This window comes from Acidocella sp. (assembly GCF_036489515.1).
Taxonomy (GTDB): Bacteria; Pseudomonadota; Alphaproteobacteria; order Acetobacterales; family Acetobacteraceae; genus Acidocella.
Map to the genome: position 1 here is coordinate 40996 of NZ_DASXFO010000005.1, position 13968 is coordinate 54963.

The following is a 13968-nucleotide window of genomic DNA, read 5'->3' on the forward strand; positions in this document are numbered from 1 at the left end:
GTATGGCGCGCATCCAGATCGACGGGCGGGATTTTCAGGCCGATCCACGGCACAATCTGCTGCAGGTGGCGCTCGCGCACGGCATCAACCTGCCCTATTTCTGCTGGCACCCGGCGCTGGGCTCGGTCGGCGCCTGCCGGCAATGCGCGGTCAAGCAATTTTCTGCGCCTGAAGATCAGCACGGCAGAATCGTCATGGCGTGCATGACGCCCGCCGCCGATAACACCCGCATTTCCGTGGCGGACCCGGAAGCCATAGCGTTCCGCGCCAGCGTCATCGAATGGATGATGACGAATCATCCTCATGACTGCCCGGTCTGCGAAGAGGGCGGCGAATGCCATCTGCAGGACATGACGGTGATGACCGGACATGCCAGCCGGCGCTACCGCTTCACCAAGCGCACGCATCGCAACCAATATCTCGGCCCCTTCGTGAAGCATGAAATGAACCGCTGCATCGCCTGCTATCGCTGCGTGCGGTTTTACCGCGACTACGCCGGCGGCGAGGATCTCGACGTCTATGCCGCCCATAACGACGTCTATTTCGGCCGCGACGCCGATGGGGTTTTGCAAAGCCCGTTCAGTGGCAATCTGGTGGAAGTCTGCCCGACTGGGGTGTTCACCGACAAGACGCTCTCCGCCGCCTATAACCGCAAATGGGATCTGCGCAGCGCGCCCGCCATCTGCGTGCATTGCGGCCATGGCTGCAACACCCAGGTAAGCGAGCGCGGCGGCCAGTTGCGACGCATACTCAACCGCTTCAATGAGGAGGTGAACGGCTACTTCCTCTGCGACCGCGGCCGCTTCGGCTATGGTTTCGCCAACGATGCGCATCGCCCCAACGTGCCGATGATGCGCGATGGTTTGGGCGTGGTCCGGGCCGCACCAAAAAAACTGGTGCTCGAGCAGCTTTCTGCAGCTTTGCACGGGAGGAGCAGAACCATCGGCATCGGCTCGCCGCGCGCCTCGCTGGAAGCGAATTTCTGCCTGCGCGAACTGGTCGGCGCGGACTCCTTCTTCGCCGGCATCGCCGCCGCGGAGGCGGAATGCCTCGCGGAAATCCTCGCAGCCTACCGCGCCGGACTGCCGGCCGCGCGCCTGGCCGAGATCGAGACGGCCGATGCCGTTCTGGTGTTGGGCGAGGATGTCACCAACACCGCGCCGCGCCTGGCGCTGGCGCTGCGCCAGGCCGCGCGGACCGCCGCGCACGAAGTTGCTGAAACGTTGAAACTCTCCCTTTGGCAGGACGCGGCGATCCGCACGGCGGCGCAGGAGACGCGAACGCCGCTATTCATCGTCTCCCCCTTCCCCACGCAGCTGGACGACATCGCCTGTTCGGTCCTGCGCATGACACCGGCGCAAAACATTGATTTTGCGCGGGCGTTGCACGAGGCGATCACATCCGTCCGAGAGGGCGAGGGCTCTGTCCAAAACATCGCCCGGGTTTTGCGCGCGGCCAAGAATCCCGTGATCGTCGCTGGCTGCGCGCTCGGCATGAAAGACTTGCCCGCCATGGCGGCGATGATCGTGCAGGCGCTGCGGGCTCAAAACATCGAAGCGCGCGTGGCATTCGCCGTCGCCGAATGCAACAGCCTCGGGCTCGCGATGATGCAGGCGCAAAATGTCGAAGCGGCGCTGCGCGCGGCGGCAGAGCCCGATACCGCCGTCATCGTCCTGGAGAACGACCTGTCTCGCCGCGCCCCCCCGCACGAAGTCGCCGCCTTGTCCGGCACCAAAAAACCGCTCGTGGTGCTCGACCATATGGCGACGCCGACCACCGCGCGGGCGGATTTTCTTCTGCCCAGCGGCAATTTCGCCGAATGCGAGGGCACCTATGTCAACGCCGAAGGGCGGGCGCAGCGTGGATTTCCGGTCGCAGCACCTCCGGGCGAAGCCGCCCCTGCCTGGATCTGGCTGCGCGACATCGCCACCGCCATCGGCCACCCCTTCCCGGCGCAACATTTTGACGTGGTGATGCAAAAACTCGCCGCTTCGCTGCCGGAATTTGCCGGCATCGTCGACGCTGCCCCGGGCGCCGGCTTCCGCGTCGCCGGGCGGCGCCTGCGCAGCGAGCCGCATCGCTATACCGGCCGCACCGCCGTGGATGCCGCGCGCACCGTGCACGAGCCGCAGGCTTTCCGGCCGGAGGCGGCACCGTTCACCGGCACGATGGAAGGCTATTACGGCGCCATGCCGGCGGCGCTGATCCCCTATTTCTGGGCGCCCGGCTGGAATTCCGGACAGTCTTTGCACAAATTCCAGGAGGAGACCGGGGCGATGCAGGGCGGTCCGGCGGGCACCAGGCTGTTCGACGGACGGGCCGCCACGCCGCTCTCGCTTCCGGAAGCCGCGCCGGACCATGCGAACGGCGCGCTTTTGGTCCTGCCGCAGCACCATGTTTTCGGCAGCGATGAACTTTCTGCACGCGCCCCTTCCGTTGCGGAACTTATTCCCGCCGCTTCACTCTCCTTGAACCCAGCCGACGCCGGTGCGCTCGGCCTGCACCAGAGCGCCGCGGCAGAGATCTCAATCGGTGAAGAAAAACTGCGCCTGAGCGTCACCATCGTCACCGATCTGCCAGCCGGCACCGCTTTGGTCAGCGCCGGCTGGCCGCAGACAGCCTGGCTCTCCGGCCCCGTGCGGGCGACGCTGCGTGCCGATGCGGGAGACGCGGCGCCATGATCATCATCCTGCTCAACCTGCTCGACATTATCGGCATCCTTCTGGCCCTGGTCATAGGTGCTGCCTTGCTCACCTGGATTGAGCGGCGGCTGCTGGGGTTCTGGCAGGACCGCCGCGGCCCCAACCGCGTCGGTCCGTTCGGCTCCCTGCAAGTGGTCGCGGACATGCTGAAAATTCTCTTCAAGCAGGATTGGGTGCCGCCTTTCGCCGACCGCACCGTCTTCGTGCTGGCCCCGGCGATGGTGATGGCGACGGCGCTGCTCGCCTTCGCGGTAGTGCCGGTCACGCCGTCCATCGGCATCGTCGGCAATCTCAATATCGGCGTGCTGTTCTTTCTCGCCGTGACCTCGCTCTCCGTCTATGGCGTGGTGCTCGCGGGCTGGGCATCCAACAACAAATTCTCGCTCCTCGGGGGCATGCGGGCGACCGCGCAGCTGGTCAGCTACGAGGTGTTCATGGGCCTGTCGCTGATCGGCGTGGTGATGCTCGCCGGCTCGTTCAGCCTCGCCGACATCGTGCGCGCGCAACGCCATGTCTGGTTCATCCTGCCGCAATTCCTGGGGTTTGTGGTCTTCCTCATCGCCGGCATCGCCGAAACGCACCGCCTGCCCTTCGATCTTCCGGAAGGCGAGAACGAGCTCGGCGCGGGGTTTCATACCGAATATTCGGGCATGAAATTCGGCATGTTCTTCATCGGCGAATATGTCGGCATCCTGGTCATCGCGGCAATGATCACGATCTTGTTCTTGGGCGGCTGGCAGGGACCGTTTCTCCCGCCGCTGCTCTGGTTCTTTGTGAAAACCGCCGTGCTGGTCGCCTTCTTCATCCTGCTGCGTGCCGCTTTGCCGCGGCCGCGCTATGACCAGCTGATGGCGCTCGGCTGGAAGCTCATGCTGCCGCTCTCTCTGCTCAACATCGCCGCCACCGGGGCGATCATGCTGGCCTGGTCCGGGGGATAGGAGGGTTTCATGCTCAGCGCGCTGCAAACACTCTGGCTGACGTTTCTGCACCTCTTCCACCGCAGCGAAACCGTGCAATATCCCGAGCAGAAGCCGTATCTCGCACCGCGCTATCGCGGCCGCATCGTGCTGAGCCGCGATCCCGACGGCGCGGAACGCTGCGTCTCCTGCTATCTGTGCGCCGTGGCCTGCCCGGTTGCCTGCATCAGCCTGCAAAAAACCGAAGAGGCCGGACGCTGGTATCCGGAATATTTCCGCATCAATTTCTCGCGCTGCATTTTCTGCGGCTTTTGCGAGGAGGCCTGCCCGACCAACGCCATCCAGCTCACCCCGGATTTCGAGATGTCCGAATATGAGCGGCCGAACCTGATCTACGAGAAGGAGGATCTGCTCATCAACGGCACCGGCAAATATCCGGGCTATAATTTCTATCGCGTCTCCGGCCTCGCGATTCCCGGCAAGGACAAGGGCGAGGCGGAGCATGAGCGACCGCCGGTCGACATTCATTCGCTGCTGCCGTGAGGAGCAAGCCCGTGAACACCACCTTCTATATCGCCGCCTTCATCGCCTTGGTCGCCACACTCCTCACCATCACCCGCACCAATGGCGTGCATGCGCTGCTTTATCTCATCGTCTCGCTGCTCGCCGTGGCGGTGGTCTTCTACACGCTCGGCGCCGGCTTCGCCGCGGCGCTGGAGGTCATCGTCTATGCCGGCGCGATCATGGTGCTGTTCGTGTTCGTGGTGATGATGCTCAATCTCGGGGAAAAGGCGGAGGGGCGCGAGGCGCAATGGATCGTGCCGCAGATCTGGATCGGCCCCTCGATCCTCTCCGCCATTCTCGCCCTGCAGCTGCTGCTTACCCTCGCGCACCACACGGCTTGGCCGCTGGCGCAAAACGTGGTGCCGCCGCAGCAGGTCGGCATCGTGCTGTTCGGCCCCTATCTGCTCTGCGTCGAACTCGCCTCGATGCTGCTGCTCGCCGCCCTGGTCGGCGCCTATCGCATCGCCCATGGCGAGCGGGGGATCGCGTCATGATGACCGTACCCGTGCAACACGCGCTGTTCCTGGCCATTATTCTGTTCGCGCTCGGCGTCACCGGCGTGCTGGTGCGGCGCAACCTGCTGTTCATCCTGATGTCGATCGAGATCATGCTGAACGCCGCCGGGCTCGCCTTCATCACCGCCGCCGCCCGCTGGGGCCAGGCGGACGGGCAGGTGATGTTCCTGTTCGTGCTCACCCTCGCCGCCGCCGAGGTGTCCGTCGGCCTGGCCGTGATCATCCGCATCCGACACCGGCTGACGACGCTCGACGCCGACGCCGCCAACCTCATGCACGGGTGACGCGCCATGATTCTGCTCCTGGTCCCGGCCCTTCCTCTCCTTGCCTCAGCGATTTTGGTCCTGAGCGAAGGCCGCATGTCGCAACGGAACATCGCGTTGGTCGGCGTCGGCGCCGTCGTGCTTTCCGCCGTCATCGCCACGCTCATCGCCATCACGTTTCTCAACCAGCAAGAGCAAAGCGTGGCGCTGACGCTCTGGCAGTGGGTCCATATCGGCAATTTCGCGCCGACGGTCAGCCTCTATCTCGACCCGCTTTCACTGGTGATGATGCTCATCGTCACCATCATCGGCAGCCTGATCCTGCTCTACGCAGCCGAATTCATGGAAGGAGACGAAGGCTATAACCGCTTCTTCGCCTATATGGATCTGTTCGTCGCAGCGATGCTTGTGCTGGTGCTGGCCGGCGACCTTCTGGCGCTCTTTGTCGGCTGGGAAGGTGTGGGCCTGTGCAGCTATCTGCTCATCGGCTTCTGGTACCAGGATGCTGCGAACGGCCTGGCAGCGCGCAAGGCGTTCATTGTCACCCGCATCGGCGATGTCGGTTTCATGCTGGCTCTCTTTCTCCTCTTCACGCAGCTGCACACGCTGCAGATCCAAACCTTGCTGGTCCAGGCGCCAAACTCGTGGGCTGTGGGCTCTCTCGCCGCGACGCTCACCGCCGCCTTGCTGCTGACCGGCGCCATCGGCAAATCCGCGCAGGTGCCGCTGCAGACCTGGCTGCCGGACGCCATGGCCGGCCCCACGCCGGTCAGCGCGCTGATCCATGCCGCGACCATGGTCACCGCCGGCGTCTATCTCATCGCCCGCACGCACACGCTGTTTCTCCTCGCCCCCGCCGTGCTCGCCGCCGTGGGCGTCATCGGCACCATCACTTTGCTGGTCTCCGCCTTCGCCGCGCTGAACCAGAGCGACATCAAGCGCATCCTCGCCTATTCCACCGTCAGCCAGATCGGCTACATGTTTTTGGCCTTGGGTGTCGGCGCCTGGAGTGCGGCGATCTTTCATCTCATGGTGCACGCTTTCTTCAAGGCGCTGCTGTTCCTCGCCGCCGGCGCCATCACCATGCGGCTGCATCACGAGCAGAATATTTTCCGCATGGGCGGGCTGGCCACACGCCTACCGCTCGCTTTCTGGAGTTTTCTCATCGGCAGCGCCTCGCTCGCCGCCCTCCCGCTGATCACCGCCGGTTTCTACAGCAAGGATGCGATCCTCGCCGCCGCCTGGGCGCCGGGCGGGGCGGCCCGGCTGCTCTGGCTGGGCGGCATCGTCACCGCCTTCGTCACCGCGCTGTATATTTTCCGCGCCGTGTTCGTGGTGTTTTTCGGTACGGCAAAAACGGAAGTCTCCGGCCGTTATGGCTGGCGCGTCGCCCTGCCGCTCACCGCGCTTTCGGTGCTGGCGCTGGTCGGCGGATTGGTGGAAACACCCCCCGTTTTGGGCGGAGCAAAAATATTCTCCCGGTTGCTGGCGCCGGTCTTTGGCGCCGCCCCACCGCCCGCCCCGGTCACGCTGATCCTGTTCACTTCGGCGATTTCACTCCTCGGCCTCGGCCTCGCTTACGCGCTGTATTGGCGCATCGGCCCACGCTTCGCCGCCTGGGCGGCGCGCCCCGCCATCGCCGCCTGCCGCAACTTTTTCTACGGCGGCTGGGCGTTCGATGAGCTGTATCACGCCCTGGTGGTGGCGCCGTTCCTGGCGCTGGTCCGCGTCAACCGCCATGACGTCATCGACCGTTTCTACACCGGCATCGCCTGGACCTGCCGCTGGCTGCATCGCCGTCTGGGCGCACTGCAGACCGGGCAGGTGCGCTGGTACGCGAGCTGGCTCGCCGCGGGTTCGGTGGTCACCATCGCCGTCGCGGTGCTGCGATGATGCTGCTCTGGCTCATCCTCATCCCCGGCCTCGGCGGCACGCTCGCTTGGGCGTGCGGCGGGCGCTACCCGGATGCGCCGCGCTGGGTCTCGCTGGGCGCGCTGATCCTGGATCTGCCCGTGCTGGCGCTGGCCTGCGGCGCGCCCTCCGGCGCCTGGCTCGACCGGCTGAACCTGCCTTGGATCCCGCAACTCGGCATCAATTTCGAGCTGGGGCTGGACGGGCTAAGCCTGCTGCTGGTGCTGCTCACTTTGCTGCTCGGCATCGTCGCGGTCGTCATCTCCTGGAGCGAGATCACCGAACGCACCGGCTTCTTCCATTTCAACCTGATGATGTCGCTCACCGGCACCATCGCCGTGTTCCTGGCGCTGGATCTGTTCCTGTTCTTCTTCGCCTGGGAAGTGATGCTGGTGCCGATGTATTTCCTCATCGCTTTGTGGGGGCATGAGCGCCGCACCTACGCGGCGATCAAATTCTTTCTCTTCACCCAGGGCAGCGGGCTGTTGATGCTGGTCGCCATCCTGGCGCTGGCCTTCGTGCACCAGTCCGAAACCGGCGTGTTCACCTTCGACTATTTCGCGCTGCTCGGCACGAAGATGGCCTGGTCCACGGAATTCTGGATCATGCTCGGCTTCTTCATCGCCTTTGCCGTGAAACTCGCCGCCGTGCCGTTCCATAGCTGGCTGCCCGACGCGCATACCGAGGCGCCAACCGCCGGCAGCGTCATCCTCGCGGGCGTGCTGCTGAAGACCGGGGCCTACGGGCTGCTGCGCTTCGCGGTGCCGCTGTTCCCGCACGCGGCGATGGCGTTCGCGCCCACCGCCATGCTGCTGGGCGTCATCGCCATCATCTATGGGGCGCTGCTGGCTTTTGGTCAGTCGGACTTCAAGCGGCTGGTCGCCTATAGCAGCGTCAGCCATCTGGGCTTCGTCCTGCTCGGCATCTATGCCTGGAACACCTTAGCGCTGCAGGGCGTGGTGGTGCAGATGCTGGCCCACGGCATCAGCACCGGCGCACTGTTCATCCTCGCCGGCGCCCTGCAGGAGCGGCTGCACACGCGCGATTTCGCCCAGCTTGGCGGGCTCTGGAACAGCCTGCCGCGCCTCTCCAGTTGGGGCATGTTTTTCGCCATCGCCTCGCTCGGCCTGCCCGGGCTCGGCAATTTCATCGGCGAATTTCTGGTCCTGCTCGGCACCTATCAGGTGAAGCCGGTGTTTGCCGTGATCGGCGCGTTCGGCACCGTCACCGCCGCCGCCTACGCGCTGCTGCTGGTACAACGCGCCTTCCATGGGAAGCCGCGCGATGTCGCAGCACCGGATCTGCGCGCCCGCCACATCGCCGTCATGGGCGCGCTGGCGGTCGCCATCATCTGGCTCGGCGTCGCCCCGCAGAAAGTGGTCGATACCGCCGCCCCCAGCCTGGCGGCGCTGCGCGCCAGCGCCGTCACCACACTCGCCGACGGAGCCCCGTGATGAGTGTTTCCGCCCTGCCCTTCCTCATCCTTTCCGCAACGCCGGTGATCGTGATGCTGCTGATCGCCTGGCGCCGCGACCATCGCCTCACCGCCATCGTCAGCGCCGCGGGGCTGATCGCCGCTTTGGCCTCGATCCTTTTGGCCCTGCCCGCCGAAACGGTCATGGTCACCCCGCTCTTCCTGGTCGACGGCTACACGCTGTTTTTTCTGTTCCTCGTCCTCACTTCTACGCTCGCCGTGCTGGTGCTCTCCTACAGTTATCTCGAACGCATGCAGGACGGGCCTTATGACGAGTATTACCTGCTGCTCCTGCTCACCGCGCTGGGCGCCGCAGCCTTGCTCGCCAGCCTGCATTTCGCCGCCTTCTTCCTGGGGCTGGAGACGCTGAGCATCGGGCTGATCGGCCTCATCGCCTATCCCCGGCGGCGCGAGCTCGCGTTGGAAGCCGGGCTCAAATATCTCATCCTCGCCGGTGTCTCCTCGGCCTTCCTGCTCTTCGGCATGGCGCTGATCTATCTGGATTACGGCACCATGTCCTTCGCCGCCCTCGGCCAGCTTTGGAATTCTGCGCCCGCGGGCGACATCTATGCCTATGCCGGCTTCGCACTGCTGCTCACCGGCATCGGCTTCAAACTCTCGCTGGTGCCGTTCCACATGTGGGCGCCGGACATTTATGAGGGCGCGCCGGCCCCGGTGACGGCTTTGGTCGCCGTGGTGTCGAAAATCGCCATTTTCGCGCTGCTGTTCCGCTTCTTCGTGCTGCTGGACGGCTACCGTGCGCCGTCCTTGCTGTGGGTGCTCTCGCTGATCGCCATCGTCTCCATGCTCGCGGGCAATCTGCTGGCGCTATTGCAGGATAATCTGAAACGCCTGTTCGCCTATTCCTCGATCTCCCATGTCGGCTATGTGCTGGTCGCCTTGCTCGCCGGCAGCGTCACCGCGCTGGCCGCCGCGTTCACCTATCTCGCCGCCTACGCGGTGACGATGACCGGCGTGTTCGGCGTCATCACACTGCTGTCGCAGCCCGATCGCGGCCATGATGCCGACCAGCTCGAAACCTATCGCGGCCTGATGTGGGAGCGCCCCTGGCTCGCCGGCGCCTTCACCGTAATGCTGCTCTCGCTCGCCGGCCTGCCGCCTACCATGGGATTTATCGCCGAGGTCTATGTCATCGCCGCCGGTGTCGGCACGCATCTGGTGCTGCCGCTGGCGGCGCTGATCATCGGCAGCGCGATCGGCCTGTATTACTACCTGCGCATCATCGTCGTCATGCTATCCCCCTTGCCCCAGCGCCCCGCAGTCCCGGCCCGCGCACGTCTCGGCGCTGCGACCGTGGCGGTGCTGCTCGTCCTGCTCGTCTGGCTCGGCGTCTATCCCGCGCCCATGATCGCCGGCGTGCAGCAGACCGTGGCGGGCTTAAGCTTCGTGCCACAGACCACGCGCAGCGCCGGCGATATTTTTGCACCGCAGCGTCCGAGCAGGATGAAAACGCTCGCCGCGAAGTAAGGAAGGGAAGGACTTCTTTTTGTGAACAAAAAGAAGCAAAAAAACTTTGTTATGCTGGGTCATGGGCGTTGTCGGGGCCAACGCCCATGACCCAGCACAACAAAAATTTTTGCGCCGCTTTTTTAAAAGCGGCTGCTTGCCTTTTTTTCTATTAACCCAAAGTAATATCGGCTTGACCGCGAAGCGCGCTATAAATTTCATTCCCGTTTGCCTCGGGACGCAAAGCTTCGTCCACCGAGACGAACGGCAAAAATCAAAATCATATCCGCAACGACCAGGAGCCGTTCATGGAGACCCGTGTCAGATCGATCCTCAAATACAAAGGCAACAAAGTCGTCACTGCCGTGGCGGAACAGAGCATCGCCTCCTTCGCGGCACTCCTCTACGCGCACCGGATCGGCGCCACCCCGGTGGTCGACGCCGAAAATCATCTCGTCGGCATCATCTCCGAGCGCGACGTGATCCGCGGCATCATCGAACACGGCCCGGCGCTGCTGACGATGCCGGTCAAAACGCTGATGACCCGCCTTGTCTCCACCTGCGCGCTCGACGACAAGATCGGCGACGTGCTGGAGATGATCACGCTGAACCGCACGCGCCACATTCCCGTGATCGACGAGGGCAAGTTGGTCGGCCTGATCTCAATCGGCGACGTCGTCAAACAATTGCTGGAGGAAGCGCAGTTCGAAGTGACGTCGCTGCGAACCTATATCACCACGCCGTAGCCGCGCCGCTAAGACAGCATGTCAGCGGAACTGACCGCTGGATTTGGCCAGGTTGTTCTGGTCCTGCAAGGCGGCGGCGCACTCGGTGCCTACCAGGCCGGCGTGTACCAGGCCCTGCACGAGGCTGGAATTGAACCAGACTGGGTGATCGGCACCTCGATCGGCGCGATCAATGCCAGCCTGATCGCCGGCAACGCGCCGGAAGACCGGGTCGAGCGGCTGCGCAGCTTCTGGCAGCGGATCGGCTACAGCCAGCCGGCCAACCTGATCGCCGCCTGCCCCGGCGGCGGAAAAATGGCGCGGCTCCTGACCATGATGCAGGGGCTCGGCGCATTTTTTGTCCCCAACTCGGCGGTCATGTTCGGCGACTTCTGGCCTCTGGCGGCGGAAGAGGCCGGGCTGTACAGCACCGCGCCCTTACGCCAGACCCTGGCCGAACTCATCGATTTCGATTGGCTCAACCGGCGGAGGCCCAGAATCTCGGTCGGCGCCGCCAATGTCGGCACCGCGCAGATGCATTATTTCGACAGCCGCGAGATCACCTTCCGGATCGAGCATGTGCTCGCCTCCGGCGCCCTGCCGCCGGCCTTCCCACCGGTCCGCGTCGACGGCGAATTGTACTGGGACGGCGGCATCCTCTCCAACACCCCGCTGGAAGCGATTTTTGACGACAATCCGCGGCGCGACTCGCTGATCTTCTCGGTGCATGTGTGGAACCCCGATGGCGCGGAGCCGCACAGCATCGCCGAAGTGCTCAACCGGCAAAAGGACGTGCAATATGCCAGCCGTTCGCGCAGCCACGTGGCACGGCAGAAGCAGATCCACAAATTGCGCCACGTCATCGCCGAGCTGGCCCGCCGGCTCCCCGCCGCAGAGCGCGCCAGCCCCGAAATCCGCGAACTGGCAGGCTATGGCTGCCTCACCCGGATGCATGTGGTGGCCCTGCTGGCGCCTTCCTTGCCGGATGAGGACTATGCCAAGGACCTCGATTTCAGCGCCGGCAGCATAAGCGCGCGCTGGGACGCCGGTTACGCCCAGGCCGCCCACGCGCTCGAAGCCGCCCCCTGGACCGCCCAGGCCGATCCGCTGGAAGGCGTCGTCCTGCACCGCTTTGCGGCCTGACCTGCTCAAAGAAGCAAAGGAGAAGGCTACTTTTTGTGAACAAAAAGTAGCAAAAAACTTTATTAATTTGGGCCATGGGCGTTGTCGCCGACAACGCCCATGGCCCAGTGGAGCCAAAGTTTTTGCGCCGCTTTTTTTAAAAAGCGGCCACTTCCCTTAATCAGGGATAGCCGGCGTGTGTGCCCTCGACCCGCAGGACCTGCTCGTTGGTCAACACGATATTCACGACTTGTCCCGCGCCCAGCTGGGCGGCGATGGCCTGCAAGAACTGGTCCACGCCGAGCCCGGCCGGAAGCGTGAGCGCGGCTGCGGCATCCATATTTGAATGCGTCGGAGCATCGAACGCGGCCGCAACCGGTGCCACAAAACAATAGCCACGTCCGGGCACGCTGGCGATGAACCGCGCCGTCTCCGTCTGATCGCCCAACGCCTTGCGCAGGCTCGCGATGTTGACGCGGAGATTTGACTCCTCGACGGCGATACCGGGCCAAACCCGCCGCATCAGCTCCTGTTTGGAGACGACCTCGCTGGGCCGTTCGGTCAGCGTCACGAGAATGTCCAGAGCCCGCCCGCCCAAGGACACAGGCCGGCCGGCTTTCTCCAGCCGCCGCGCCGCCGGCCAGAGCCGGAACGGACCGAACGCCACACTGTCGCCGCCGGTTTGCACCGCTGTTGGCGCCGCGGCGCGCCGGACCGGGAAGGCGATGATCTCAGCGGTCATGGGGTCCCTCTCGTCAAGCGGCGGCCCGCAAACGGATCGGACCGCAATATCCAAGAATTCCGTGGTGCCGGGCAGCGCGGTCGCCCTCGTGGAGCGACAAACTTCTGCAAAAGGCGGTGGATCAAACGCCACTGACCGGGCTTCAAGCCTGTAATCAATGATCAATGCTAACGCCGCCGGCCAACCGGACGCCATTAGACAAAAGGACGCGTTTTCCACTCTTGTAGGTGGCCAATCGCCCCGTACAGCTTACGCGCCCTACCTAAAGGAGGAGGTTGTTTATACCTTGGTGTTGGGAGCCGCCGCGTTCACGGGCGGCAGGCCGGCATCGGGGCCGAAATAGCTGCAGGTATCGCCCTCGCTGTCGCGATACACGGTGACCCTGAACAAGGAAGGGCAGCCGCCCACCAGCTTGCGCCAGATCCAGGAGGCGAGATTTTCCATCGTCGCGGGGCCAAGATCGGCGACCTCGTCGAGGAAGCGGTGGTCCAGCCCGTCGCGCACCTCTTCGATCATACGGGCCAGCTGGCCCAGATCGATCATCATGCCGGTCTGCGGGTCCGGCACGCCGCGCAGCACAACCTCCGCCCGGTAGGAATGGCCGTGGATGCGCCGGCTGGGTTCCGCGTCGACCGCCCGCTGCAGGGTGTGCGCCGCCTCGAAACGGAACTGCTTACTCAACTCATACATCAACGAATACCCAGAAATTTATGCGACTGCACCGAGAGGCGCCAGTTTGGATGGGCGAGACAGTACGCGATCGCCGCCTCGGTATGGGCCTGGCGCTCGGGTCCATCCATCGGCTGCAGCAGAAAATGCTGGAAAGCGAGCGCCTCGAAGCGCGTTGGCCACGCCTTCTCCTGCGGGAAGACAAGCTTGAGCTCATGCCCGCTGCGCACCGCCAAAGGCGCGTCTGCCTTGGGGCTGACGCAGATCCAGTCGAGCCCGTCCGGCGGCACGATCGTGCCGTTGGTCTCCACCGCGATCTCGAAGCCCTGCGCGTGCAGCGCCGCAATCAACGGTGCGTCGACCTGCAGCAGCGGCTCGCCGCCGGTGAGCACCACCAGCCGGTTTTTAGGCCCGCCCACCCAAGCGGCGGCGATCGCCTCAGCCAGCTGTGCGGCCTCGCCGAAACGGCCGCCGCCCGTCCCGTCCACGCCCACGAAATCCGTGTCGCAGAAGCGGCAGACCGCGTCGGCACGGTCCTCCTCACGCCCCGACCAGAGGTTACAACCCGCAAAGCGGCAGAACACCGCGACCCGCCCCGCGTTGCTGCCTTCGCCCTGGAGGGTGAGAAATATCTCCTTTACCGCATAACTCATGCGCTGCCCTTTGTTCCGCCCCGCCAAACCAGAAAGGCGGCCACGATGGGGCCCTCTATTAGTGCCATTCGCTCGCATGGCAAGGATGGGCGGCCATTCGCGCCGCACAGACCAAGTACTAATCGATCATCTATTCTTCACACCGTTTGCCTGTCGAGTCGGATAAGAAGTTGATCAGCGTTGAGCGTCCGCGAGCATGAAGACGCATCGGAGCGACGCTCAGAACAAATCGGCAGCTTTTTCG

General features: G+C 64.3%; 12 protein-coding genes and 1 pseudogene. 10 read left to right on the forward strand and 3 right to left on the reverse strand.

Features of this window, described 5'->3' with window-relative positions:
- The first annotated feature begins 2 nt into the window (after positions 1-2).
- The 10 genes and pseudogenes from nuoG (at position 3) to VGG47_RS00690 (ending at position 11681) form a co-directional block, all read left to right on the forward strand.
- Positions 3-2681, forward strand: coding sequence for an NADH-quinone oxidoreductase subunit NuoG (gene nuoG / locus VGG47_RS00645; protein WP_331534922.1), 2679 nt, complete (start codon positions 3-5; stop codon positions 2679-2681).
- Positions 2678-3640, forward strand: coding sequence for an NADH-quinone oxidoreductase subunit NuoH (nuoH, locus tag VGG47_RS00650; RefSeq protein ID WP_331534923.1), 963 nt, complete (start codon positions 2678-2680; stop codon positions 3638-3640). The genes nuoG and nuoH overlap by 4 nt, the downstream gene beginning before the upstream one ends.
- A 9-nt stretch (positions 3641-3649) precedes the next feature.
- Positions 3650-4162 carry an NADH-quinone oxidoreductase subunit NuoI gene (nuoI, locus tag VGG47_RS00655; protein ID WP_331534924.1) on the forward strand — a complete coding sequence of 171 codons (513 nt, stop codon included), beginning with the start codon at positions 3650-3652 and terminating at the stop codon, positions 4160-4162.
- A gap of 11 nt (positions 4163-4173) precedes the next feature.
- Positions 4174-4677 carry an NADH-quinone oxidoreductase subunit J gene (nuoJ, locus tag VGG47_RS00660; protein WP_331534925.1) on the forward strand — a complete coding sequence of 168 codons (504 nt, stop codon included), beginning with the start codon at positions 4174-4176 and terminating at the stop codon, positions 4675-4677.
- A complete protein-coding gene (gene nuoK / locus VGG47_RS00665) occupies positions 4674-4982 on the forward strand; it encodes an NADH-quinone oxidoreductase subunit NuoK (protein ID WP_331534926.1) in 309 nt (102 codons plus the stop codon). Before nuoJ ends, nuoK begins: the two co-directional genes overlap by 4 nt.
- A gap of 6 nt (positions 4983-4988) precedes the next feature.
- Positions 4989-6854: an NADH-quinone oxidoreductase subunit L gene (gene nuoL, locus VGG47_RS00670; protein ID WP_331534927.1), complete on the forward strand. Its 1866-nt coding sequence runs from the start codon at positions 4989-4991 to the stop codon at positions 6852-6854.
- The gene (nuoM, locus tag VGG47_RS00675; RefSeq protein ID WP_331534928.1) at positions 6851-8326 is read left to right on the forward strand and encodes an NADH-quinone oxidoreductase subunit M; all 1476 of its coding nucleotides are present in this window, start codon (positions 6851-6853) and stop codon (positions 8324-8326) included. Before nuoL ends, nuoM begins: the two co-directional genes overlap by 4 nt.
- Positions 8326-9738 (forward strand): annotated as a pseudogene (locus tag VGG47_RS00680) (NADH-quinone oxidoreductase subunit N); the annotation flags it as partial. The gene nuoM and the pseudogene VGG47_RS00680, both read left to right, overlap by 1 nt.
- Before the next feature lie 383 nt (positions 9739-10121).
- Positions 10122-10559: a CBS domain-containing protein gene (locus tag VGG47_RS00685; RefSeq protein ID WP_331534929.1), complete on the forward strand. Its 438-nt coding sequence runs from the start codon at positions 10122-10124 to the stop codon at positions 10557-10559.
- A gap of 18 nt (positions 10560-10577) precedes the next feature.
- A complete protein-coding gene (locus VGG47_RS00690; protein ID WP_331534930.1) occupies positions 10578-11681 on the forward strand; it encodes a patatin-like phospholipase family protein in 1104 nt (367 codons plus the stop codon).
- A 160-nt stretch (positions 11682-11841) separates the two neighbouring features.
- On the opposite strand, the gene VGG47_RS00695 is transcribed toward VGG47_RS00690, so the two are convergent.
- From VGG47_RS00695 to queE, 3 genes are all read right to left on the reverse strand, one after another.
- Positions 11842-12402 (reverse strand): winged helix-turn-helix domain-containing protein, encoded by a 561-nt coding sequence (locus tag VGG47_RS00695; protein ID WP_331534931.1) that lies wholly within the window; start codon positions 12400-12402, stop codon positions 11842-11844.
- Between the two features lie 279 nt (positions 12403-12681).
- Positions 12682-13092: a 6-pyruvoyl trahydropterin synthase family protein gene (locus tag VGG47_RS00700; RefSeq protein WP_331534932.1), complete on the reverse strand. Its 411-nt coding sequence runs from the start codon at positions 13090-13092 to the stop codon at positions 12682-12684.
- The gene (queE, locus tag VGG47_RS00705; protein WP_331534933.1) at positions 13092-13724 is read right to left on the reverse strand and encodes a 7-carboxy-7-deazaguanine synthase; all 633 of its coding nucleotides are present in this window, start codon (positions 13722-13724) and stop codon (positions 13092-13094) included. Before queE ends, VGG47_RS00700 begins: the two co-directional genes overlap by 1 nt.
- Positions 13725-13968: the final 244 nt, after the last annotated feature.